Below are 22,620 nucleotides of genomic sequence, written 5' to 3'. Positions count from 1 at the left end.
TCACTCAGGGAACGTTGGTGTTGGCTCTCCGCGCGGGCGTCGGTTTGGTCGTGGGGCGAAAATACGCGCCGAGGACGGGCGGCCGGGGTCGGGCGGCGGCCGATGCGGCCGGCTTCCGGTCGATGCGGGTGCCGGGATGCGCGAGTGGACTGTATGGCCGCGGGTTTGTGTCTCGAGCCTGGCCAAAGCGTCCACTCACCGAGCGAGCCGGCACCGAACACGAGGACGGCAACCATCCGACTGCCGGCCTCGGGCTCGAGCCCCGAACCAACCCGCCCGTCCTTGGCGCGTCTTTCGTCTTTCAAGCGGCTCAGGAAATCGTCCCCGGCTCCCCGTCGAACTCCACGATCAACTCAGCCACGGCTGACCCCGGGTGCCATTCGGTGGATCCAGGGGACCGACTGAGCGACCGGTCAGCGGCGGAGGCGGGTGATCCAGTATTCGGCGGTGCCGGGATCGGCGACGCCGAAGCGGGCGTTGACGGCCCAGAGGGCGCCGCCAGCCAGGGTGGCGGTGGAGGGGACGTCCAGGGTTTCGTCGGTACGGGCGCCGCGCCAGCGGGCGGACCAGCCGGATCTGGTCCGGTCCAGGGTCAGCACCGAGACCTCGGCCGGGCCGGAGCCGCGGACCACGTAGATCGTCCGACCCTCGATCAGCAGCCCGTCACCGGCGGTGATCCCGGGCCCGCCGATCACCGGCACCGACCGGGCCGCGCCCGTCTTCGGGCTGACCTGCCAGAGACCGCCGACCGCGGAGTTGTTCAGCAGCAGGGTGCCGTCGGGCAATTGCCGGATGCCGTTGGCGTTCACTCCGGCGCCGTCGCCGGGTGGCCAGTCGCCGCCGAGCGACCGGAAGGACGGCTGGGCGTCGGACGGCCAGCCGCCGCGCCGCAGTTCGATCTTGGTCAGCCGGTCGGGCGCCAGCCGTGAATCGGTGACCCACACGGCGTTCCGGGTGATCACCAGATCGTTCAGGAACGCCGCGCCGGGCACGGCGGCGGTGTGGGCCACGGTTCCCCGCCAGGCCCTGATCGCCCAGACGAAGCCGGCGGGGCCGACCTGGCCCGCGACCCAGAGCAACCCGGTCCGCGGATCGAACATCATCCCGCGCACCGCTCGCCCGGTCGCGCCGGGCCACAGCGTCCGCAGCCGACCGGACCTCAGGTCGCCGGCGACCACCGCCCCGTCGGCGAGAGATCCGACATAGCCGCGAGTGCCCGGCCCGGACGCGATGCCCTCGGGCCGGAATCCGTCCGGCAGCGCGACCGTCTCCGGCCAGCCGTGGGCTCGGTGGTCCGTGGATCGGAGAGTGCCGGAAGCCCCGCGGTGCCCGACCGCGTGTGCTTCCGTACCCATGCCCGCAGTGATCGCGAATCCTCCCGCGGCGAACAGCAGCGTCCGGCGCGAGGTGAGTCTGGGCTCCATCGTCACACTCTACGGCCGTCGCTCATCGCCGGAAACCCTTGCCAGCAACAGATCCCGTGAGGCCGGGTCAACCGATGTGACCCGACACCGCCGACAGGCCACCGTCCGGCGACAGCAGGGTCCCGGTCATGTACGAGGCGTCGTCGCTGGCCAGGAACACGATCGGCTTGGCGATCTCGATCGGCAGGCCCTGCCGGCGCAGGATGCCGGGCCCGCCCGGATGGGGCCGGGTCACCGCCAGGTCGATCTCGCGGCCTTCGGCCTGGGCCCGATTCTTGTGGAAGTCGGTCAGCGTCGGGCCGGGCAGCACCGCGTTGACCCGGATTCCGGCTTCGGCGTGATCACAGGCCATCGACCGGGTCAGCCCGAGCACCCCGGCCTTCGTCGCGTCGTACTGCGCCATGCCCTTGCGCCCGACGATCCCGTTGGCCGAGGACACGTTGACGATCGAGCCGCCGTCCGGCATCAGGGGGATCAGATGCTTACCGGTGAGGCCGACGCTGATCAGGTTGGCGGCGATGATCTGGTGCCACGACTCGAGGGTGGCCTCGGTGACCGGACCCCAGAGCCGGGCCGCCGCGTTGTTGATCAAGGCATCGACCCGGCCGAACTCGGCCCGGCAGACCTCGGCCAGGGCCCGGATGTCCTCCTCCACAGCGACATCGACCCGCACCGGCACCGCGCGTGGCGCGCCGAGCGAGGGCAGCGCGGCCGCGGTCTCGCGTGCCAGTGCCTCGTCACGATCCGCGACCACCACCGAGGCACCCTCCGCGGCGACCAACTCGCTGACCGCTCGGCCGATCCCGGCCGCTCCCCCGCTGACGACGACGACCTTGTCGGTGAACCTCATGATCATGATCCCTTCCTGGCGGTCAGATTCGATCTTGGACCAACCGTAGGCGGACCGTGACGGGCAGGGCGACGTCCCGCCGGGTTCGTTCCGCACGTCGGGACGGTGTGTGGCAGAGTGCGGAACGGATTTCGGTCCACCGGTCCGGTGATCAAGGAGAGAGATGCCGATCCGCATCGCCCTGGCGGCACTGATTCGACAGAACCACGTCCTGCTGGTCCACCGGCACCCCGACCGACGCTGGTATCCCGATTGCTGGGATCTGGTCGGCGGCCACATCGAGCCCGGCGAGACACCGGAGCAGGCGGTCCGCCGCGAGTGCCAGGAAGAGATCGGCGTGACCCTCACCGAGCTTCACCGCCGCCGCCTCGAGGTGTCCGACCCCACCCTCGAGCCCCACGGCTTCGTCGTCACCGGCTGGCAGGGTGAGCCGGCCAACTGCGCCCCCGACGAACACGATGCCCTCTCCTGGTATCCGATCGAGGCCATTCCCACCCTTCGCCTCGCCGACCCCCACATGGTCTCCTGGCTGAGCGACGTGCTCGAGCACCACCGCACAGCTTGATCAGCCGGCGCGCCAGTAGCCGCAGAACATGATCCGATCCTTGGCCACGCCGGCCCGGACCCAGTGCCGGCGCAGGCCGGTGGCCAGGGCCTGCTCCCCCACCACCCAGCCGTAGCCGGAGCCGGCGGGCGATGCGAGCTCCGCCGCCGCGGCGAGCGCCGCACGCCCCGGCACGGCGTCGTGATCATCGCGGATCACCCACCGCACCTCCAGCCCGTCGGGCTTGATCAAGTCCTGCCGATCATCGGCGGCGGGAATCTCGATCAGGGCCGTGCCGCGGGTCGCGGCCGGCAGCGAGGCCAGGATGCCGGCGACCGCGGGCAGGCCGGTCTCGTCGGCCACCAAGATCAACTGATCGGCGTCGTCGGGCGGGTTGAATCCGACGCCCTCGTCCAGGATCGCCGCCGGATCGCCGGGGCGGCAGGACTCGGCCCAGATCGTGGCCGGGCCGGCCGTGCCGTCATCGGGCGAACCGTGCCGGACGAAGTCGATGTCCAGCTCCGGGCCCGCCGGTCCGTCGGCCCGGAAGGCGCGGACGGTGTAGTTCCGCAGCACCGGGCGTTCCAGCTTGGCCACGGTCAGGAAGCGCGCGTACGACAGCGTGGTCAGTCGACTCGGCACCCGCTCCAGCGAACCGCCCGGCACCGGCAGGAACAGCCGGAACCACTGGTCGAAGCCGAGCGGGACGAAGCCGGCCAGCTCGTCACCGCCGACCGTGACCCGGATGAAGTGCTCCGAGATCCGTTCCCGGCGCAGCACCCGCGCCGTGATCAACTCGACCGACTCCGGCTTGATCCGGCGAGCCGTCAGATTCGTTCGTGCCACAGTAACCCCCTGAGCTCAGAAGGTTAGGCTACCCTACATTCGTCGTCGTTCGCAGAGTTGGTCAGGGAGCGGGGGGCGTCGTTCGGTGGATCTTCAGCTTCCTCGCGACCAGCAGGGCGAGCACGGCAAACAGGGCGAAGCCGACGACGTCGAAGACCGCGTTCTCCCAGCCGATCTCCCGGATCCCGCGGGTCGCCGCGATCGTTCCGGTCAGCCCGGCCAGCAGGTAGGCGAGCACGTTGTTGGCGATGTGGGCGCCGATCCCGGCCTCCAGTCCGCCGGTCCGCCAGACCAGGATCGCCGCCAGCAGGCCGAAGGCGAGCCGGTCGACGAACAACGCCGGATTCTGCACGCCGTGGAACAGCGCGAAGATCACCGAAGAGACCACGATCCCGAACCACGGGTTGGCAGTCACGCTGCCCAGCGCCTGCAGCAGGTAGCCGCGGAAGAAGACCTCCTCGGCCGCCGCCTGCAGCGGCGAGGTCAGGATGATCACGATCAGGAACAGCCAGAAGTTCTCGTTCAGCCGGAAGACCGGCGCGCCCTCGACCACGGTGGCCAGGCCCTGGATCAGCACCGGCGCGACGACCCCGAGGGCCAGGCAGATGCCGAAGTAGCGCCACCGGACGTGGGACTCCACCGAGATCAGCCAGCGTGGATTGACCCGGTGCACGATCGGCAGCAGCACCGCGCAGATCACGATCAACGTGGCCAGGCCGAGGTTCGCGCCGAGCATGCCGACCGGATTCAAGAACTTGGTGGCCGCATCCACGAACTCCGCGTACGGCGTCTGCGGCGAGCCGATGGCCCAGAAACCGAAGACGATCGCCTGATTGATCACGCTGGTCAAGATCATGAACAGCAACAGGCCGAGCGCGACGCCGAGCAGGGCTCGCCACCAGGCCGACCCGGGCACCCGCAACAGCTGTGGGTACGTCAGCCCGGCGGTCGGCACCGACAACGCGTCGTCGAATCCCCCGGCCACCGGCGCCGGCCGTTTCGCCAACCGGGGCGAGGATCCGAAGGACCGGGGCTCGCTCGGCCGGGCGGTCTGCGGCGGTGCGGGCTTGGCCGGCTTGGGTGCCTTGACCGGCCTCGGCGGCTTGGCCGGCTTGGCCGGCGGCTCGGTCGCCCCGCCGCGGACCGCCGGATTGCCGGAGCGCTGCCGGCGCTTCTCGTTCATCACACCTCACCGAGTCCGGAGCGGGCGGCGGTCAGCCGGGCCAGCGCCGAATCCTGGCCGAGCAGCTCCAGCGACTCGAACAGCGGCGGCGAGATCCGCTTGCCGGTGATCGCGGCGCGGACCGGACCGAACGCGTGCCGGGGCTTCAGCCCGAGGCCGTCGATCAGGGCGGCGCGCAGGGCCGCCTCGATCGAGGCATGATCAAAGTCGGCCAGCCCGGTCAGCGCCTCGATGGTGGCGTCGAGCACCGGCACCGAATCCGGCTTCAGCCCGGCGTCGTCGGCGATGATGATCTTGTCGTCGGCGGTGAACAGGAAGTCGATCATGGGCACCGCGTCGGACAGCGTGTTGATCCGTTCGTGCACCAGGGGCGTGACCCGGGCGATCAGCTCGCGTTCGGCCGGCGTCGCCGGCGCCCCGATCACCCCGGCGGCACCGAGGAAGGCGACCAGCCGCTCCGACAGGTCGACCACCGTCAGCATCCGGATGTGCTCGGCGTTGATCGCCGCACACTTCTTCGGGTCGAAGCGGGCCGGGCTGGCGTTCACCTTGCGGATGTCGAACGCCTGCACCATTTCCTTGATCGTGAACACGTCGCGATCGTCGGCGATCCCCCAACCGAGCAGCGCCAGGTAGTTGAGCAGCCCCTCGGGCAGATAGCCCTGGTCCTGGTATTCGGCGAGGCCGCCGCCCTGGTCCCGCTTGGACAGCCGCTTGTTGCCCTCGCCCAAAACGGTCGGCAGGTGGCCGAAGATCGGGATCCGGCCGGAACCGACGCCGATCTCCGCCAGCGCCTGGTACAGCACGATCTGACGGGGCGTCGAGGGCAGCAGATCCTCCCCGCGGAGCACGTGGGTGATCCCCATCAGCACGTCGTCGACCGGATTGACCAGCGTGTAGAGCGGCTTGCCGTTGGCCCGCACGATCACGTAGTCCTGCTGATGGGCGGCGTCGAAGCTGACCTCGCCGCGGACCAGATCGTTGAACGCGATCGCGCCCGACTCCGGCATCTTCAGCCGGATCACGTACGGCTTGCCCTGGGCCTCGAACTCGGCCACCTGCTCGGCCGTCAGGTTGCGGTGGATGCCGTCGTAGCCCCGCGGCGTGCCCTTCGGCAGATCCTGCTGCCGGGCCTCCAGCTCGGCCGGGGTGTCGAAGCACTTGTACGCCAGCCCGGCGGCCAGCAGCTTCGCCGCAACGTCGGCGTGGAGCTCGCTGCGTTCCGACTGCAGGTACGGCCCGTAGTCGCCGCCCTTCTCCGGGCCCTCGTCCCACTCCAGGCCGAGCCAGCTCAGCGAGTCGTAGATGTTGCGGTAGGACTCGGCCAGGTTGCGCTCGGCATCGGTGTCCTCGATCCGGAGCACGAAGGTGCCGCCGTGATGCCGGGCGAAAACCCAGTTGTACAAGGCACTCCGGACGTTGCCGATGTGCAGGTTGCCGGTCGGGGACGGCGGGAAGCGGACGCGGACCTGCTCGGGCGCCAGGTCACCCAGCACCGGGTCGATCGTCATCGGGGTTCCTTCGGATTCAGGCATCGGTGGTGGCACTGGACCCGGAACTGCCGGTGACCAGGTTGGTCAGGATACCGATGCCGTCGATCTCGATGCTGACCTCTTGCCCCGGCTTCATGGCGGCCACGCCCTCCGGGGTGCCGGTGAGGATCACGTCGCCCGGCAACAGGGTCGTGTAGGAGGAGATGAACTCGATCAGCTCCGGGATCCCGAGGATCATCTGGCTGGTCGAGCCGTGTTGCTGCTCGACCCCGTCCAGGGTGGTCCGGATGCTGACGTCGCTGATCTCCTCGATGCTCTGGTGCGTCGTCATCCACGGGCCCAGCGGGCAGAACGTGTCGTAGCCCTTCGCCCGGGCCCACTGCCCGTCGGACTTCTGCAGGTCGCGCGCGGTGACGTCGTTGGCGACGGTGTAACCGAAGATCACCTCCTGCGCCCGGCTCGCCGGCACCTCCTTGGCGATCCGGCCGATCACCACCGCGAGCTCGCCCTCGAAGCTGACCTGGTTGCTGGTGTCGGGGTGGATGATCAACTCCCCCGGTCCGATCACCGAGGTGTTCGGCTTGAAGAAGGTGAGCGGCGTGCTCGGCACCTCGTTGCCCAGCTCGGCGGCATGCGCGGCGTAGTTGCGACCGACCGCGACGATCTTGCTCCGCGGGATCACCGGTGCCAGCAGCCGGGCCGCGTCGAGCTCGATCCGCTCCCCGGTCAGCTGCACCGGCGTGGCCAGCGGATCGCCGTTCAGCACCGCGATCGTCCCCGGGTGCTGCCCCTGGTCCTCGGCCAGTTCGACGATGCCGTACTGAGGGTCGGAGCCGGCGGAGAAACGGGCGATGCGCATGGGGTCACAGTAGCGGCCCGCATCGGCGGGATTCCGGCCGGCTACAGCCGAACACCGGCTGCTCAGGCATACTCCGGGACATGACCGAGCCCTTCGACACCGTCGATCTGATCCGGACCAAGCGGGACGGCGGCACGTTCGCCGACGCCGAGGTCGACTGGCTGATCGAGGCCTACACCCGAGGCGCCATCGCCGAGGAGCAGATGTCGGCGCTGGCGATGGCGATCTTCTTCCGCGGCCTCTCGGCTCCGGAGCTCAGCCGGTGGACCGCGGCCATGATCGGCACCGGCGAACGGCTCGACTTCTCGTCGCTGTCTCGTCCGACGGCGGACAAGCATTCCACCGGTGGCGTCGGTGACAAGATCACGTTGCCGCTGGCCCCGCTGGTCGCCGCCTGCGGGGTGGCGGTGCCGCAGCTGTCCGGGCGTGGGCTCGGGCACACCGGCGGCACGCTGGACAAGCTGGAGGCCATCCCCGGTTGGCGGGCGAAGCTGAGCAACGAGGAGATGCTGCGCCAGCTCGAGGACGTGGGCGCGGTGATCTGCGCGGCGGGCTCCGGCCTGGCTCCGGCCGACGCCAAGCTGTACGCACTGCGCGACGTGACCGGCACCGTCGAGTCGATCCCGTTGATCGCATCATCGATCATGAGCAAGAAGATCGCCGAGGGCACCGGTGCGCTGGTGCTCGACGTCAAGGTCGGCTCCGGCGCGTTCATGAAGCAGCCCGACGACGCCCGCACCCTGGCCCGGACGATGGTCGAGCTCGGCACCGCCGCGGGCGTACGCACGGTCGCGCTGGTCACCGACATGGCCACCCCGCTCGGATTGACCGCTGGCAACGGCCTCGAGGTCGCCGAGTCGGTCGAGGTGCTGGCCGGTGGCGGCCCGGCCGACGTGATCGAACTGACCGTGGCCCTGGCCCGGGAGATGCTCACGGCGGCCGGTCGGGATGATCATGATCCGGCCGAGGTGCTGGCCTCGGGCCGGGCGATGGACGCCTGGCGGTCCATGATCATCGCTCAAGGCGGAGACCCGGACGCCGACCTGCCGGTGGCCAAGGAGACCGAGGTGATCACCGCGCCGAGCGACGGCGTGCTGACCACCCTGGACGCGTACGCGGTCGGCGTCGCAGCCTGGCGACTCGGCGCCGGCCGAGCCCGCAAGGAGGACCCGGTGCAGGCCGCCGCCGGGGTCCAACTGCACGCCAAGCCGGGCGACCCGGTCCGGGCCGGGCAGCCGTTGATCACCCTGCACACCGACACCCCGGAACGCTTCGACCGGGCCAAGGAGGCGCTGGCCGACGCATTCGGCATCGGCGCGGAGGCCGCGGAGCGTCCGGTGATCATCGACCGGATCGGCTGACGCCGTCGATCCGGAGACCGTTGCCTTCCGGATCGGCCGGCACCGCTCGGCCCGGCCCACCGTCACAAATCGGGGGCGCAACCCGGTCCCACCCCCGATTTTCGGCCCTGGCAGGGTGTTGCGCCCCCGATTTGTGACGGTGAGCTTCCAGGTGGAGGAGGAACATGCGAATCCGGGTCGTCGGCGTACTCGTCGGGTTGGTGATCGTTTCGCTGCTCTCGCTGTCGGCGTCCCGGTTCCAGCCGGCGGCGTTCGATCCGGCGCCGGCGGTCGCGGCGCTGAACCGGCTGCTGCCCGGGCACGCCACGCAGTTCACCTTGGTGCCGGTCGCCCGGCCGGCGGCCGGCGACTTCTTCGCGCTGTCCGGCGACAGCGGGCGGATCCGGGTCGACGGGACCTCCCCGGCGACCCTGCTGACCGGGGTCGGCTGGTATCTCAAGCACGTGGCCCGGGTCGATCTCTCCTGGCCCGGCGACAGCCTGGACCGGCTGCCGCAGACGCTGCCGGCACCCGGTCAGGTCATCCGGCAGGCGGCGACCGTGCCGCACCGGTTTGCCCTGAACGACACCGACGACGGGTATTCCGGTGCCTACCGCGATTGGCCGGCCTATCAGCGGCAGATCGACCTGCTGGCGCTGCACGGTGTCAACGAGGTGTTCGTCTCGGTCGGGACGGACGCGGTCTATCACGCGGCGTTCCAGGAGTTCGGCTACTCGGCGGCCGAGCTGCGGGACTGGATCCCCGGCCCGGCGCACCAGCCGTGGTGGCTGTTGCAGAACCTGTCCGGCTTCGGCGGGCCACTGTCGGAGCAACAGCTCGCGGCCCGGGCGGCGCTCGGCCGGCAGCTCGTCACCCGGCTCACCGAGCTGGGCATGACCGCGGTGCTGCCCGGCTACTTCGGCACCGTGCCGCCGGACTTCCCGACCCGCAATCCCAGCGGGCGGGTGATCCCGCAGGGCACCTGGGGCGGCTTCAGCCGGCCGGACTGGCTCGATCCGCGCACTCCCGTCTTCGACCGCGTCGCCGAAGCGTTCTACCGGCAGCAGGAGCGGCTGCTCGGCCGCAGCACCATGATCAAGATGGACCTGCTGCACGAGGGTGGTGACGCCGGTGACGTGCCGGTGGCCGACGCCGCCCGGGCCGTCTTCGCCGCGCTGGACGCGGCCCGGCCGGGCGCGACCTGGGTGCTGCTCGGCTGGAAGCGGAACCCGCTGCCGGAGATCCTGACCGCGGTCGACCGGAGCCGGTTGTTCATCGTGGACGGACTGTCCGACCGGCTCGATGATCTTGATCGGGAACGCTCCTGGCTCGGCACCCCGTACGCGTTCGGCACCATCCCCAACTTCGGCGGCCACACCACGATCGGCGCCAACACGGCGGTCTGGGCTACCCGCTTCGACCAGTGGCGGAGCAAACCGGGCAGCGCGCTGCGCGGGATCGCCTATCTGCCGGAGGGCACCGGGACCGATCCGACCGCGTTCGAGCTGTTCACCGAGCTGGCCTGGCGCGCCGGTCCGGTGGATCAGCAGCAGTGGTTCGCCGACTATGCCGCCCGCCGCTACGGCGGCAGCGATCCGCACGCGATCGCCGCCTGGGCGGAGCTGCGCCGGGGTCCGTACTCGATGAGGTCCGGCACCTGGAGCGAGCCGCAGGACAGCCTGTTCACCGCCCGTCCGAGCCTGACCGCGACCAGCGCGGCCGGCCCGTCGCCGAAGTCCGTCCGGTACGACCCCGGGACCGTCGAACGGGCCCTGACGGAACTGCTGGCCGTCGATCCGGCACTGCGCGGCACCGACGCCTACCGCTACGACCTGATCACCACCGCACGGCAGGCACTGGCCAACCGCAGCCGCACCCTGTTGCCGATGATCAAATCCGCCTACGACCGCCAGGATCAGCCCGGATTCCGCCGGTTGGCCGCCGAATGGAAGTCCGACCTCGACCTGCTGGACCGGTTGCTGGCGAGCGACGAGCGGTTCCTGCTCGGCCCGTGGCTGCAGGGTGCCAAGGCGGCGGGCCTGGAGCACGACGTCCGGTCGTTGATCACCGTCTGGGGCCCGCGCGCCGCCAGCGAGAGCGACCTGCACGACTACGCGAACCGCGAGCTCGCCGGGCTCGTCTCCGACTTCTATGCCGTCCGCTGGACCAGGTATCTCGACGGCCTCGAGACGGCCCTGGCGACCGGCACGCCGGCCGAGCCGATCGACTGGTTCCGGTTCGAGGACGGCTGGGCCCGGGAGACGAAGGACTATCCGCTCACCCCGACCGGAGACCCGTACACCCTCGCCACCGAAGTGGCCCGAGTCCTGGCCCGTTAGCTCAGCCTGGATCCACCGATGGTCTTGGAGCCGTGGCCGTGTCCAGGGTTGGGCAAGGCGGTCGCTGGTTTCGTTCCCTGAGCCTGTCGAAGGGCCAGCCAGGTCCCTGCGCCTCTCCAGGGGGCGGCCGGCCCGGGGTATCGGTGCACTCATGTCGCAGATCTGACAACCGTTGGCCGGATTGCCCTATTTCGGCCCGATTTCGCGAACCATTGTCAGATCTGCGACATCGGTCCACCGTCAGGCCGAACCCGACGAGGGCACCGTCTGGCCGGCCCCCTTCGACAAGCTCAGGACATGCTTCGACGGGCTCAGGGAACGAAGAAGATCATCGGGCCGGCCCTTCGGCAGGCCCAGGGAACGACCGGCCCGCAGGTTCAGCCCGAATCCACCGATGATCTTGGAGCCGGTGGCCGTGTCCAGGGTTGGGGAAGGCGGTCGTTGGTTTCGTTCCCTGAGCCCGTCGAAGCATGTCCTGAGCTTGTCGAAGGGGGCAGGCCGAGAGTTGCCCTCGCCTGCGGTTTCGGCCGTCCGGACAAGACGCGCCAAGGACGGGCGGGATGGAGCGGTCGGCCGGGTGTCGCGGCCGACGACCGGTTGTGCGCTGGGTTTCGATTGCGCTCGCCGAGTGGACGCTTTGGCCGCGGATCTGCGTCTGGAAGCTGGTCGAACGGTCCACTCGACGCATGTCGGCGGGTGAGGTCGGTGATCTCGATCCTCCTTTGAGCCCGGCCGAGGTCGGCGGTGGATCCGGACCCCAACCCGGCGCGCGAGAGGCGAGTTTCGCGGCCGCCGCGGCCGAGGTGCCGTTCCGGATGGGCTTCAGCCGCGGCAGTAGCGGGGGCAGGATTCGGCGTTGGTCGAGTAGCGGCAACCGACTTCCGGTCCAGCAGCCGCCGAGTGTGACCTTTTCCACCCGGATCCGCAGATTTCAGGTGGATAAGGTCACTCTCGACGCAAGGCTTGCCCACGCACCTGGCCGATCCAGGCTCAGAGAGCGGCCTCTTCGGTGTGGATCAAGCCGTACAGGTACGCCTCGTACAAGGCCTCCCAGGACGCCTCGATCACGTTCTGCCCGACACCGACGGTGGTCCAGGCCCGGCGGCCGTTGCTGGTCTGGATCAGCACCCGCACGGTCGCGTCGGTGCCGTGACCCTGATCAAGGATCCGCACCCGGTAGTCGATCAACTCGAACCGCTCCACCACCGGATAGGCGGGCAGCAGCGCCTTCCGGACAGCATGATCAAGAGCGTTCACCGGACCGTTGCCCTCGCCGACCACGCGATGGCTCTCGCCCTTCGCCGTGATCCGCACCGTGCACTCGGTGTCGGTCTCCTGATCATGGGTGGACTGGGTGAACACCCGCCAGGACAGCACCGAGAAGTATTCCGGCAACTGACCCAGCTCACGACGCAGCAGCAGCTCGAAGCTCGCATCCGCCGCCTCGTAGGTGTATCCGTCCGCTTCGGCCTCTTTCACCTTGTCGGTGATCTTCGCTGCCACCTCGCGGTCGGACAGGTCGAACCCGAGCTCGGAGCCCTTGATCTGGATGTTCGCCCGGCCGGCCATGTCGGACACGAGCATCCGCATGTCATTGCCGACCAGCGCCGGATCGATGTGCTGGTAGAGATTCGGGTCGACCTTGATGGCGCTGGCATGCAGGCCCGCCTTGTGGGCGAACGACGACAAGCCAACATAGGGTTGACGATTGCTCGGTGGAACATTCGTCACCTCGGCGATCGCATGGGATATCCGCGTCGCCTCGGTCAGGGAGTCGGCCGGCAGCAGTTGCCAGCCGTACTTGAGTTCCAGGTTCGCGACGATCGCCACCAGATCGGCGTTGCCGGTCCGTTCGCCGTACCCGTTGAAGGTGCCCTGGACGTGCATCACGCCGGCGTCGACGGCGGCCAGGGTATTGGCCACCGCGCAGCCGGTGTCGTTGTGGCAGTGGACGCCGAGCTGGGCGCCGGTCTGCCGGGCCGCGCCGACGACGTCCCCCAGCATCGGCGGCAGCATGCCCCCGTTGGTGTCGCACAGCACGACGACCTCGGCCCCGGCCTCGGACGCGGTCCGGACAACCTCCAGCGCATAGGCCGGGTTCTCCCGGTAGCCGTCGAAGAAGTGCTCGCAGTCGACGAAGACCCGCTGCCCCTCGGCCCGCAGGTGGCTGACCGTGTCGGTGATCATGGCCAGGTTCTCGTCCAGCGTGGTCCGCAGCGCGTGCTCGACGTGGCGATCATGACTCTTGGCGACGATGCAGGCGACCGGAGCCCGCGAGTCCCGCAGCGCCGCCGTCAACGGGTCATCGGCCGCCTTGCCACCGACCCGGCGGGTGAAGCCGAAGGCCACCAGCGTCGCGTTCTTCAGCGGCACCTCGCCGTCGGCCATCGCCTGGAAGAACGCGGTGTCGTTCGGGTTCGCGCCGGGCCAGCCACCCTCGATGTAGTGCACGCCGAACTCGTCCAGCAGCCCCGCGATCGCCAGCTTGTCCGGCACCGACAGCCGCAGTCCCTCCTGCTGCGCGCCGTCGCGCAGCGTGGTGTCGAAGACGTGGAACTCGTCCGGCTGGGTTCGCATGAGCTTGGTCCTTGAGGTCGGGTGGCGGGTGGCTGGAGGGCGCGCGGCACAAACAAAAAACCTCTCGTGGGAGTACGAGAGGTTGGCGCGCCGAACTGCTGTTCGACGCGCTAGCTGATAATGATCGAGTACGACCGCATGGGCTAAGTCTTACCCCGCCGCGACAGAATCCGGATCACTTGTCCCAGAATCTGAGACAGGTCGGGTGGCCGTGCGCAGTCGGGGACTCAGAGCCACGACCAGGCCCGCGGCCGCACAGATCACCGCCGCGGCACCAGTGGCCGACGCCGGTCCGACCAGTTCGGCGACCGCGCCGAACGCGGCGATGGTGACCACCTGCGGCGCCGATTGGACCAGCACGAACAAAGCCTGGAACCGGGACACCATGCCCGCCGGAGTCCAGTCCAGCAGCAGCGGCCCGAGGTGACTGGTGTAGACGACGGTGCCGATGCCCATCAGGACGAAACCGACCAGCGCCGCCGCATAGGCGGGTGCCGCCGCTAGCAGGCCGGCCCCGACGGCGGCCAGCAGCGGTCCGGTGATCATGGCCGGCCCGATCCGGTGCAGAATGCCCCACCGAGCGATCCCGAGGGTGATCACGAGCGAGCCGGCGATCCAGCCGGCCTCGACGACGCCGGTCGCGGCGGCCGTCCACCCTCGCTCCCGGGCGAGCAGCGGCAGACACAAGAACACGATCGGCAGGACGCCGGAGGCCACCAGCGCCGTCGCGCCGTACATCGACGGGATGCCGGGGGTCCGGGCCGCCGCGCGCAGTCCCGCCCAGGACTGCCGCAGCACCGACTCCGACGACGGTTCGGCCGGCAGCCGGTAGGGCGGCCGGACCAGGATCAGCACCCCGATCATGATCATCGCCGCCGCCAGATCGATCACGAACACGCCCGCCGCGCCGACGGCGACCAGCGCGACGCCGCCGAGCGGCGGTCCGATCATCCGACCGACCTGGGCCAGTCCGCTCACCTTGGCCCAGAGCTTGGGCAGCTCGTCGATCGTCGCGAACAGCCGTGGCATCGTGCTCGCCGCCGGCATCGAGAAGGCGCTGATCACCCCGAGGACGAGGGTGAACACCGCGAGCCAGGCCAGACCGGGTGGAACGACCATGATCGCGACCGTCGCGACGAGCACCGTGAGGACCCGGCACGAATCGGTGATGATCAACATTCGACGGGCGCCGAACCGGTCGCTGAGCGTCCCGCCGAACACCAGCAGTACCGTCCGCGGTACCGCTATCAACAAGTTGATCAAGGTGCTGGCGGTCGCTCCGAGCCCGGACGCGATCCAGGCGATGACGAAGAAGAGCATCACGTCGGCCGTGCCGACGACGGTACTGCCGCCGATCCACAACGCCCGGCCGGCGGACCGCGACCGGACCCGGTCGGCGACTCTCATCGTCACGAGACAGGCAGCTGCGGCATGATCAACACCGTGAAGCTGCCCTGGTCGGCGCTGCGGATCAGGGCCGGACGATCGGGGCCGGCCAGCTCCAGCAACACGTCGGGGCCGATCCCGGATTCGAGCGCCGGTCCCAGCACGTCGACGGCGAAGGCGATCGTCATCGACGCTCCCCGACAGACGGCCGGCACCCGGGCCGGAGCAGCGGCGCCGAACTCGGCCGGATGGAACTCGACCTGATCATGGTCGATGACCAGCCGGGCGCTCCCCCGCACCGATCGCAGCGCCTCGTCCGCCGCCCGCCGATCCATGATCACCCGGGATCGCCAGGGAGCCAGCTCGGCGAACACCACGCGATGACTGGGATGCAGGTCGGGCACCCGGGTCAGCCGCAGGCCCTCGGACCCGGCGGTCAGGTCGGCTCCGGCCGCGCGGACGACCCCGGCCGCCGGGACGGGTTCCGCGGTCGGCCACCGCGGCGAGCCGAACCGGACCACGACCAGGTCCGCCCGCCGGGCCAGCCCGACGACCGGGCCGAGCTCCGTCGGCCCGATCGCCAGCCGCCGGGCCGAGCCGGTGCCGGAGACCCGCGCGGTCAGCGTCCGCACCGCCAGCCAGGCGTCGCCGCCGGCCACGACGCTGAGCTCGGATCCGGCCTCGTCGAGTTCGAGCAACACCCCGCGGCCGCCCGGTGACTCGGGCCGTCCCGCTGCCGTACCCACCTGGCGGATCGCCGCCGCCAACTCGGGGCCGACGACCTCGACCGCGGTTCCGGCCTCCGGCCCGGGCCGTCCGTCGGACCCCACCCGGTCCGCACCGTCCAACGACGCGATCAGCTCGGCCGCCACCCGTGCCATCCGCTCCGCCCGGGCGCCCAGACCGGCCGCGTGGCCGCGCAGGATCTCGGCCGCTCGCGCCGGTGGGCCCGCCAGCACCTCCGCGGCCTGGGCCAGCGGCAGCTCGAGCTCCCTGGTCCGCCGCAGCAGGATGGCCGCCTGGTGCTGATCCCGGCCGTAATAGCGGTAGCCGGTCTGCGGATCGATCTCGCGCGGCCGGAGCAGCCCGCAATCGTCGTAGAACCGCAACGCGCTCGGGGTCAGCCCGACCAGCCGGCCGAAGACGCCGATGGTGAGCAGGTCTGCGGAGTTCACGGCACCATCGTGCTGATTCGACCAACCTGAAGGTCAAGCGCGGCGGGCCCCCGGCACCCCATAGGGTCGCCGGATGGCGAACCGCAGCCGCGTCCGCACCTGGGTCGTGCAGAACTACACGGTGCCGGCCGTGATCGTCACGGTGCTCGGTGTCCTGGGCAGCGCGGCCGGGTTCGTCCTGGCCGTCGGCGACCAGGAGGGCGAGAACCCGCTCAGCTGGCTCATGTTCCTCGGCCCGGCGATCGCCGGCGCGTTCCCGACGCTGGAACTGGCCTGGGATCGCGAGCACGACCTCTCGCTGGCGAAGGTGCAGCGCCGCTGGCTGCTGTTCCCGTTCTTCGGCGCGGTGGGGGCCGTCCTCGCGATGGGCGTCGCCGAGCTCGTCACCCGGGCGTCCGGCGCCCTGGCGGCAGCCCAGGCTGCGGACAAGTGGCACTACTGGTTCCCGGCCGACGGTCCGGCGGCGCCGTCGGTGTTGTTCGGCCTGCTCGGCTACGTCGCCGGGGTGCTGCTGGCACTGGCCTGCTACGTCGTGGTCCTGTGGCCGCTGCAGATCCTGCTGCGGCCGCGCCAGGCCATCGAGGAGAGCATGCTCGATCCCTCGCGCGAGCACTTCAGCCGCAACCGCGCGGCGCTGATCCTGGGGCCGCCGCTGGTCCTGAACGCGGTCCTGATCGGCGTCGGGCTGACGTTCGGGATCGGCTGGCTGGCGATCGTCGCGATTCTCCTGGAGGTCGCGATGGTCGTCGCTGTCGTACGGCTGCAACGGGTGAATGCGGCCCGACGCCGAGGCGCCGGACTGCCGGAAGGCATCGAGGCGGGCGACCCCGCGTCGACGGAGAACGCTCGGAATCCGATCCGCGATCACAACTGAGGTTTGGCTACCCTAATCTATTGCCATGATCATTCCGTCGCCGTCCGCAGACCTCGCGGCCCGACCCATGCCGCCGCTGTCCCGTCGCAGCCTCCTCGCCCTGGTCGGCCTCACGACCTTCGCCGTCGCCGGCTGCTCAACCCCGGGAGCGGCCGGGCCGGCCGAGGCCACCCGGACCGTCACCCACCCGCTCGGCACGGCCGACGTCCCGGTGAACCCCGCCCGGGTCGTGGCCCTCGATCGCCGCGGAGCCCTGCCACATCTGCTGGCCCTCGGCATCACGCCGGTCGGCGCGCTGACGCACAAGAGCATCATCGGGACCGACTTCCCCGCGCTGGTGGCCGAGCAGGCCGCCGACGTCACGGTGCTGCCGGTGGCGAGCGGAGCGGACGAGCCCGCGCTGGAACCGGTGACCGCGCTGCATCCCGACGTCATCGTCGGCTACACCGGCGGCATTGAAGAGGTGTATCCGGGGCTGTCCCAGATCGCCCCGACCGTCGCCGTGGACGTGGACTTCACCGACGCCGCGGTGAGCCTGCGCGCGATCGCCGCGGCCGTCGGGCGCGAAGCCGAGGCGGAGCGGGTGGTGCAGGAGTTCGATCACCGCTGCGACGAGCAGCTGGGCCGGCTCGGCGACCTCGGCTCGGTGTCGATCGTGCTCGGCATCGGCGACCAGCAGTTCCGCGCCTACAGTTCGACCGGATCGTCGGTCGCCCGGTGGCTGAGCGAGCGGGGCGCAGCCGTGGTGCCGGCGGCCGAGGGCGCCGAGGCGAGCGAGGACAAGACGTTCATGTTGATCAGTCCGGAGCGGCTGGACATCCTGACCGGCGACACGATCGTGGTGATGCACAACTCGGGGCCGGCCGGTGAGGCGGCGCTGGCCGAGCTCGAGGCGGCCCCGACCTGGCAGCAGCTGGCGGCGGTCCGCGCGGGCCGGGTGGTCAAGATCAACTCGCAGTCCTCGGTCGGCTCGTACGGCTTCCAGGGTTACGAATCCGTGCTCGACGAACTGACCTCGGGCTGGCCCGCCGGCTGACCCGACCCGCTCAGCGTACGTACTCGGCCTGGGCATCGCGGATCAGGTTTTGGGGATGTTCAGACCACTCGGAATATTGCTGGCTGCGATTATCCTAATCGCAATGTCATGCATAACAGCGCAAGCCCATTTCCTAGTCTGGGACCACGGACATGACCAAGAAATCCTCAAAACCGAGACTCATCGTGATTGCCATTTGGTGTAGCGACCATGCTCGTCGTCGCAATCGTCGTTGGGGTCAACCTATTGAGCCCTCATCGCACCGAAACCCTCAGTGGCTCCTACAGTTTCGATGTGACCGATCCGCAATTGGTCGCCGGCTACGCGGATGTCGTAGTCATTGGCCGTGTGGAGGCCGCGCACGATACAGTGAGCGACCCCATTATCGCCACGAAGTTCCAAGTAACCGTCGTGGAAGTGATCTTGGGGAAGGCCGAGCCGTCTGAAACATTTCTCCAGTACGGCGGTACAAGTGGCAAAGTGACCTGGGTTATGGAAGATCAGGAACCGTTGACCCCCGGGCAGACGTACGTGCTAGCGGCAGGCCGCGGGAAGCACGGCTATCAGGTCGTAGGCGGTCCCGTAGCGGTGCAGCGACTGGACACCGATAACGACATCACCAAGGCGACGACGACCTGGCGCGATCACGTCGCGAATCGCAAGACCCCAGACTTCGCCCGGTAGCGCCACTTTCCCAAGCGCCGCTGTTGGAGTGGACACCCTGGTCCCGGACTCAACGACCTCGGGATAAGTGCTCAGCGTGGACCTGCTCGATCAGTTCGCGGTGGATCCGGCGCAAGGCGGCGGGAAGTTCATCGACTTCGAAGAAGCGGGCCTCGAGGATCTCGGCCTCCTCGAGGCGTAACGGCCCGGACGGGACCAGCCGGGCGGACAGGTAGGCCTCGATCCGAAGCCGGAACCCGGACCGGACAAAGCGGACCCGGATATCGGTCAGCTGCTGCCCGGTCTCCTCGGCCGTCTCCCGGGCCAGGGCCTGCTCGAACGTCTCGCCGCGGACCATGTAACCGGACGGCGGACCCCACTGGCAGCCGGCCCAGAACCGGTGCCGCAGCAGCAACACCCGCCCGTCGTCGTCGAAGACCGCCCCGGTGACACCGATCATGAAGGTCGGATGACGCAGCCACAGCAGCCGCCACTGAGCCCGGCCGCGGACCTGTTTCCAGGCCCGGGCCGCGGCCCGGACGGCCAACTGCCGCGGATTGATCATGAACAGTTGATCATGATGGGACGCACGGGTCAGGAGACCCGGTGCAGCCAGCCGTGGCTGTCCTCGACCCGCCCGTACTGGATGTCCAGCAGGGCCGAGCGCAGTGCCGTGGTCACCTCGCCGGCTTCGCCGTTGCCGACCCGGTGAGCCCGCTCGGCGTTCTTCAGCTCGGCGATCGGCGTCATCACCGCGGCCGTACCGCAGGCGAACACCTCGCGGACGGCACCGGACTGCACCCCCTCCAGCACCTCGGCGATGCTGATCTTGCGTTCCACCGGGGTCAGCCCGTGCTCCTTGGCCAGCACCAGGATCGAGTCCCGGGTGACGCCCTCGAGGATCGTGCCGGACAGCTCCGGAGTGAGCAGTTGATCATCGGCGGTGACCAGATAGACGTTCATCCCGCCCAGCTCTTCCAGCCAGGTGTGCTCGGCCGCGTCGGCGAACAGCACCTGGTCGCAGCCGTTCTCGGCCGCCTCGGCCTGCGCGATCAGGCTGGCCGCGTAGTTGCCGCCACACTTGGCCGCGCCGGTCCCGCCGGGGGCCGACCGGCTGTAGCTGGTGGTGATCCAGATCTTGACCGGCTTCACCCCCGAACTGAAGTAGGCGCCGGCCGGGCTGGCGATGCAGGCATAGGTGACCTTGGCCGACGGGCGCACTCCGAGGAACACCTCGGAGGCGAACATGAACGGGCGCAGGTAGAGGCTCTGCTCCTCCCGCGTCGGCACCCAGGGCCGGTCGGCGGCGACCAGCGCCTCGATGCTGCCGATGAAGTCCGCGGCCGGCAGCTCGGGCAGCGCCAACCGGTGCGCGGACCGGGCGAACCGCGCGGCGTTGCGGTCGGGCCGGAACAGCCAGACCGAACCGTCGGCGTGGTGATAGGCCTTCAGACCCTCGAAGATCTCCTGCGCGTAGTGCAGCACGGCCGAGGCCGGATCGATGCTGAACGGCCCGTACGGCACCACGCCGGCGTCACCCCAACCCTGATCGGCGGTCCAGGTGGCGACCGCCATGTGATCGGTGAAGTTCGTGCCGAAACCCGGATTCTCCAGGATCGTTGCGCGCTCGGCATCGGTCCGCGGGGTCGGGTTCGGGGTAACGGGAAAGCTCAGGCTCATCGGTGCGCGGTCTCCTTCGTCGATCCGAGGCTCCTTGTCGATCTGAGGTTACTGCCCTGCGAGATGCGTCGCCGCAGCCAGGACCGATCTCGCTACGATGCCGCGGTGAACCAGAACGCGACATCGAGCAGGACCATCGCCGTCATCGGCGGCGACTTCATCGGACCGGAGGTCACCGCGGAGGCGGTGAAGGTGCTCCAGGCGGTCACCGCGCCGGGCAGCTTCGACCTGCAGCCGTACGATCTCGGCGCCACGGCCTGGCAGCGGACCGGCGAGGTGCTGCCGGACTCGGTGCTGGCCGAGCTCGCCCAGGCCGACGCGATCCTGCTCGGCGCCGTCGGCGCCGCGACCGACGCCAAGGACATCCCGAGCGGGCTGCTCGAGCGCGGGCTGCTGCTCAAGCTGCGGTTCGCCTTTGATCATTACGTCAACCTGCGGCCGTCCCGGCTGTTCCCCGGCGTGCCGACCCCGCTGGCCGACTCGGTCACCGCCGGCCGGGAGATCGACTTCGTGGTCGTCCGCGAGGGCACCGAGGGTCTGTACTGCGGCAACGGTGGCGTGGTCCGCACCGGCACGCCGCAGGAGATCGCCACCGAGGTCAGCGTCAACACCGCCTACGGGGTGGAGCGGGTGGTTCGGGACGCGTTCGAGCGCGCGACCCGCCGCCGCAACAAGCTGACGCTGGTGCACAAGCACAACGTGCTGGTCAACGCGGGCGGGCTGTGGCGCCGGGTCTTCGAGGCGGTCGCCGCCGAGTATCCGCAGGTGAGCACCGACTATCTGCACGTCGACGCCGCAACGATCTTCCTGGTCCAGGATCCGGCCCGGTTCGACGTGATCGTCACCGACAACCTGTTCGGCGACATCATCACCGACCTGGCCGCGGCCGTGACCGGTGGCATCGGGCTGGCCGCCAGCGGCAACATCAATCCGTCCGGGGCGTTCCCGTCGATGTTCGAGCCGGTGCACGGTTCGGCGCCGGACATCGCCGGTAAGGGCCTCGCCGACCCGACCGCCGCGATCCTCTCGGTGTCGTTGCTGCTCGATCATCTCGGCCTGACCGAGGAGGCCGCACGGGTGGAAAAGGCTGCTATCGCCGACATCGCGGGCCGGACCGCGCCGCGCTCCACGACGGAGATCGGCGACGCGATCGCCGCCGCCGTTTGACCTTGTTCGTTCCCTGGATCCACCGATGATCTTGGATCGGTGGTGCATGTCCGTTCCCTGAGCCTGTCGAAGGGCAAACCAGGAAGTGCCCACTCCCAGGGCTTTCGGCATACGGACGCGCCAAGATCACTCGACTTCGCGCCCTTTACTCGTGCTTCGCGGCCGTTGTAGGTGGGGCGAAGCCACAGAAATGGGAGCGAAGCCAGGAGTCGGCCCATTGGTGCGTCTTCCGGCCGATAGGCCGAACCGACAGGGGTATCAGGCTTGCCGTTCGACAGGCTCAGGGAACGGAAAATGCACTCTAGGCGGCAGGATCGACCGACTGCTGGTCCCGCCGCTGCTGCCGCCGGATCACCGGCGGGGTGACCGAGTGCTCCTTGCGCGGGCGCCGGCGGGGCGGCCCGTCGGAGTCGCCTTCGCCGAGGACCCGCCGGCCGGTGCGTGCCGTGGCCGACCAGTCGTCCGGGTACATCTCGTACATGATCAACAACCTCACTCTGTCCTCGCAGTTTCAGAAAATAGTAGGACGCCCGACTAATTATTCGTCAGGATGCGATACCTGCTTCTCAGAATCTGGACTCCCCTTGGGGAACGCCGGAAGATGCCACACTGTTCGGCATGAGCGCTCCCCCGGAAATGCCCGAGCTGGTGATTCGGGCTCTCCGCATGTCCTTGGAGCGCGGCTATGTGCAGACGTCGCGCAGTGAGACCGGCCGGCTGCTGGCCACGCTGGCCGCGACCCGGACCGGCGCGATGGCCGAATGCGGCACCGGCTGCGGAGTCGGCGCCGCCTGGTTGCGCAGCGGTGCGCCGAAGGCCACCCGGGTGATCACCGCCGAGCTCGATCCCGAGCTCGCGCACGGGGTGATGGAGATGTTCGAGCACGACGACATCGACGTCTTCCACGCCGACTGGACCTCGCTGGCCGACCACGCCCCGTTCTCGTTGATCTTCATCGACGCGGGCAGTGCCCGGAGCACCTCGCGGGAACAGATCATCGACCTGCTCGGTGAGGGCGGCATGATCGTGCTGGACGACTTCGTGCCGACCAGTTCCTGGCCGCCGGTCGTGGGGGGACGGATCGACACGCTGCGCCAGGAATGGCTCTCCGACGAGCGGTTCGCCTGCGCCGACGTGATGGTCGCCGAGGACACCTCGGTGCTGATCGCGGTCCGTCGCTGACC

The 22,620-nt window shown here is 69.6% G+C and carries 20 protein-coding genes; 8 read left to right on the top strand and 12 right to left on the bottom strand.

Annotated elements, in window-relative coordinates:
* Positions 1-413 precede the first annotated feature (413 nt).
* Positions 414-1,424 (bottom strand): NHL repeat-containing protein, encoded by a 1,011-nt coding sequence (locus tag FNH24_RS24880; protein WP_152364910.1) that lies wholly within the window; start codon positions 1,422-1,424, stop codon positions 414-416.
* A 67-nt stretch (positions 1,425-1,491) separates the two neighbouring features.
* A complete protein-coding gene (locus FNH24_RS24875; RefSeq protein WP_161606300.1) occupies positions 1,492-2,280 on the bottom strand; it encodes an SDR family NAD(P)-dependent oxidoreductase in 789 nt (262 codons plus the stop codon).
* 157 nt (positions 2,281-2,437) lie between these two features.
* Here FNH24_RS24875 and FNH24_RS24870 point away from each other — a divergent pair, with 157 nt between their 5' ends.
* The gene (locus tag FNH24_RS24870) at positions 2,438-2,839 is read left to right on the top strand and encodes an NUDIX hydrolase (RefSeq protein ID WP_152364908.1); all 402 of its coding nucleotides are present in this window, start codon (positions 2,438-2,440) and stop codon (positions 2,837-2,839) included.
* Here FNH24_RS24870 and FNH24_RS24865 read toward each other — a convergent pair whose 3' ends face one another.
* From FNH24_RS24865 to FNH24_RS24850, 4 genes are all read right to left on the bottom strand, one after another.
* Positions 2,840-3,664, bottom strand: coding sequence for a siderophore-interacting protein (locus FNH24_RS24865; RefSeq protein WP_175047914.1), 825 nt, complete (start codon positions 3,662-3,664; stop codon positions 2,840-2,842).
* A gap of 61 nt (positions 3,665-3,725) precedes the next feature.
* Positions 3,726-4,847: a CPBP family intramembrane glutamic endopeptidase gene (locus FNH24_RS24860; protein WP_152364907.1), complete on the bottom strand. Its 1,122-nt coding sequence runs from the start codon at positions 4,845-4,847 to the stop codon at positions 3,726-3,728.
* Entirely contained in the window at positions 4,847-6,358 is a 1,512-nt protein-coding gene (gltX, locus tag FNH24_RS24855) for a glutamate--tRNA ligase (protein WP_152364906.1), read from the bottom strand. The genes FNH24_RS24860 and gltX overlap by 1 nt, the downstream gene beginning before the upstream one ends.
* A 16-nt stretch (positions 6,359-6,374) precedes the next feature.
* Entirely contained in the window at positions 6,375-7,199 is an 825-nt protein-coding gene (locus FNH24_RS24850) for a fumarylacetoacetate hydrolase family protein (RefSeq protein ID WP_152364905.1), read from the bottom strand.
* 80 nt (positions 7,200-7,279) lie between these two features.
* Here FNH24_RS24850 and FNH24_RS24845 point away from each other — a divergent pair, with 80 nt between their 5' ends.
* The gene (locus tag FNH24_RS24845) at positions 7,280-8,560 is read left to right on the top strand and encodes a thymidine phosphorylase (protein ID WP_152364904.1); all 1,281 of its coding nucleotides are present in this window, start codon (positions 7,280-7,282) and stop codon (positions 8,558-8,560) included.
* A gap of 164 nt (positions 8,561-8,724) precedes the next feature.
* Positions 8,725-10,878, top strand: a complete 2,154-nt coding sequence (locus FNH24_RS24840; protein WP_152364903.1) for an alpha-N-acetylglucosaminidase — start codon at positions 8,725-8,727, stop codon at positions 10,876-10,878.
* Positions 10,879-11,868: 990 nt separating this feature from the next.
* Here FNH24_RS24840 and cimA read toward each other — a convergent pair.
* From cimA to FNH24_RS24825, 3 genes are all read right to left on the bottom strand, one after another.
* A complete protein-coding gene (cimA, locus tag FNH24_RS24835; protein WP_152364902.1) occupies positions 11,869-13,455 on the bottom strand; it encodes a citramalate synthase in 1,587 nt (528 codons plus the stop codon).
* 150 nt (positions 13,456-13,605) lie between these two features.
* Entirely contained in the window at positions 13,606-14,862 is a 1,257-nt protein-coding gene (locus FNH24_RS24830; protein WP_246187070.1) for an MFS transporter, read from the bottom strand.
* Positions 14,863-14,864: 2 nt separating this feature from the next.
* Complete coding sequence (locus FNH24_RS24825) at positions 14,865-16,016, bottom strand: MerR family transcriptional regulator (RefSeq protein WP_152364900.1); 1,152 nt, start codon at positions 16,014-16,016, stop codon at positions 14,865-14,867.
* 73 nt (positions 16,017-16,089) lie between these two features.
* On the opposite strand from FNH24_RS24825, the gene FNH24_RS24820 reads away from it, so the two are divergent.
* The 3 genes from FNH24_RS24820 to FNH24_RS24810 all read left to right on the top strand — a co-directional run bounded on the left by FNH24_RS24820 (position 16,090) and on the right by FNH24_RS24810 (position 18,610).
* A complete protein-coding gene (locus FNH24_RS24820; protein ID WP_152364899.1) occupies positions 16,090-16,890 on the top strand; it encodes a hypothetical protein in 801 nt (266 codons plus the stop codon).
* Between the two features lie 25 nt (positions 16,891-16,915).
* On the top strand, positions 16,916-17,926 hold the full coding sequence (locus FNH24_RS24815; protein WP_152364898.1) for an ABC transporter substrate-binding protein: 1,011 nt from the start codon (positions 16,916-16,918) through the stop codon (positions 17,924-17,926).
* Between the two features lie 210 nt (positions 17,927-18,136).
* Complete coding sequence (locus tag FNH24_RS24810) at positions 18,137-18,610, top strand: hypothetical protein (RefSeq protein WP_152364897.1); 474 nt, start codon at positions 18,137-18,139, stop codon at positions 18,608-18,610.
* A gap of 49 nt (positions 18,611-18,659) precedes the next feature.
* Here FNH24_RS24810 and FNH24_RS24805 read toward each other — a convergent pair whose 3' ends face one another.
* Together FNH24_RS24805 and FNH24_RS24800 are read right to left on the bottom strand one after the other, a co-directional pair.
* The gene (locus tag FNH24_RS24805) at positions 18,660-19,154 is read right to left on the bottom strand and encodes an NUDIX domain-containing protein (protein ID WP_152364896.1); all 495 of its coding nucleotides are present in this window, start codon (positions 19,152-19,154) and stop codon (positions 18,660-18,662) included.
* 29 nt (positions 19,155-19,183) lie between these two features.
* Positions 19,184-20,269 carry a branched-chain amino acid aminotransferase gene (locus tag FNH24_RS24800; RefSeq protein WP_152364895.1) on the bottom strand — a complete coding sequence of 362 codons (1,086 nt, stop codon included), beginning with the start codon at positions 20,267-20,269 and terminating at the stop codon, positions 19,184-19,186.
* A gap of 105 nt (positions 20,270-20,374) precedes the next feature.
* Between FNH24_RS24800 and FNH24_RS24795 the strand changes: the two genes are divergently transcribed.
* Positions 20,375-21,436 carry a 3-isopropylmalate dehydrogenase gene (locus FNH24_RS24795; RefSeq protein WP_246187053.1) on the top strand — a complete coding sequence of 354 codons (1,062 nt, stop codon included), beginning with the start codon at positions 20,375-20,377 and terminating at the stop codon, positions 21,434-21,436.
* A gap of 301 nt (positions 21,437-21,737) precedes the next feature.
* On the opposite strand, the gene FNH24_RS24790 is transcribed toward FNH24_RS24795, so the two are convergent.
* Positions 21,738-21,917, bottom strand: coding sequence for a hypothetical protein (locus FNH24_RS24790; protein WP_152364893.1), 180 nt, complete (start codon positions 21,915-21,917; stop codon positions 21,738-21,740).
* A gap of 137 nt (positions 21,918-22,054) precedes the next feature.
* Here FNH24_RS24790 and FNH24_RS24785 point away from each other — a divergent pair, with 137 nt between their 5' ends.
* Complete coding sequence (locus FNH24_RS24785) at positions 22,055-22,618, top strand: O-methyltransferase (RefSeq protein WP_152364892.1); 564 nt, start codon at positions 22,055-22,057, stop codon at positions 22,616-22,618.
* Positions 22,619-22,620: the final 2 nt, after the last annotated feature.

Origin of the sequence: Microlunatus speluncae (genome assembly GCF_009299835.1) — a bacterium.
Classification (GTDB): domain Bacteria; phylum Actinomycetota; class Actinomycetes; order Propionibacteriales; family Propionibacteriaceae; genus Microlunatus; species Microlunatus speluncae.
The sequence above is the reverse complement of the archived record's forward strand: the minus strand, read 5'-3'. Positions and strand labels throughout refer to the sequence as shown.

Coding starts and splice junctions, on each gene's coding strand:
- gltX (WP_152364906.1), bottom strand. CDS start 6,358: ATGACGATCGACCCGGTGCTGGGTGACCTGGCGCCCGAGCAGGTCCGC.
- FNH24_RS24800 (WP_152364895.1), bottom strand. CDS start 20,269: ATGAGCCTGAGCTTTCCCGTTACCCCGAACCCGACCCCGCGGACCGAT.
- FNH24_RS24880 (WP_152364910.1), bottom strand. CDS start 1,424: ATGGAGCCCAGACTCACCTCGCGCCGGACGCTGCTGTTCGCCGCGGGA.
- FNH24_RS24805 (WP_152364896.1), bottom strand. CDS start 19,154: ATGATCAATCCGCGGCAGTTGGCCGTCCGGGCCGCGGCCCGGGCCTGG.
- FNH24_RS24845 (WP_152364904.1), top strand. CDS start 7,280: ATGACCGAGCCCTTCGACACCGTCGATCTGATCCGGACCAAGCGGGAC.
- FNH24_RS24785 (WP_152364892.1), top strand. CDS start 22,055: ATGAGCGCTCCCCCGGAAATGCCCGAGCTGGTGATTCGGGCTCTCCGC.
- FNH24_RS24850 (WP_152364905.1), bottom strand. CDS start 7,199: ATGCGCATCGCCCGTTTCTCCGCCGGCTCCGACCCTCAGTACGGCATC.
- FNH24_RS24840 (WP_152364903.1), top strand. CDS start 8,725: ATGCGAATCCGGGTCGTCGGCGTACTCGTCGGGTTGGTGATCGTTTCG.
- FNH24_RS24815 (WP_152364898.1), top strand. CDS start 16,916: ATGATCATTCCGTCGCCGTCCGCAGACCTCGCGGCCCGACCCATGCCG.
- FNH24_RS24860 (WP_152364907.1), bottom strand. CDS start 4,847: ATGAACGAGAAGCGCCGGCAGCGCTCCGGCAATCCGGCGGTCCGCGGC.
- FNH24_RS24875 (WP_161606300.1), bottom strand. CDS start 2,280: ATGATCATGAGGTTCACCGACAAGGTCGTCGTCGTCAGCGGGGGAGCG.
- cimA (WP_152364902.1), bottom strand. CDS start 13,455: ATGCGAACCCAGCCGGACGAGTTCCACGTCTTCGACACCACGCTGCGC.
- FNH24_RS24870 (WP_152364908.1), top strand. CDS start 2,438: ATGCCGATCCGCATCGCCCTGGCGGCACTGATTCGACAGAACCACGTC.
- FNH24_RS24820 (WP_152364899.1), top strand. CDS start 16,090: ATGGCGAACCGCAGCCGCGTCCGCACCTGGGTCGTGCAGAACTACACG.
- FNH24_RS24830 (WP_246187070.1), bottom strand. CDS start 14,862: ATGAGAGTCGCCGACCGGGTCCGGTCGCGGTCCGCCGGCCGGGCGTTG.
- FNH24_RS24810 (WP_152364897.1), top strand. CDS start 18,137: ATGCTCGTCGTCGCAATCGTCGTTGGGGTCAACCTATTGAGCCCTCAT.
- FNH24_RS24790 (WP_152364893.1), bottom strand. CDS start 21,917: ATGTACGAGATGTACCCGGACGACTGGTCGGCCACGGCACGCACCGGC.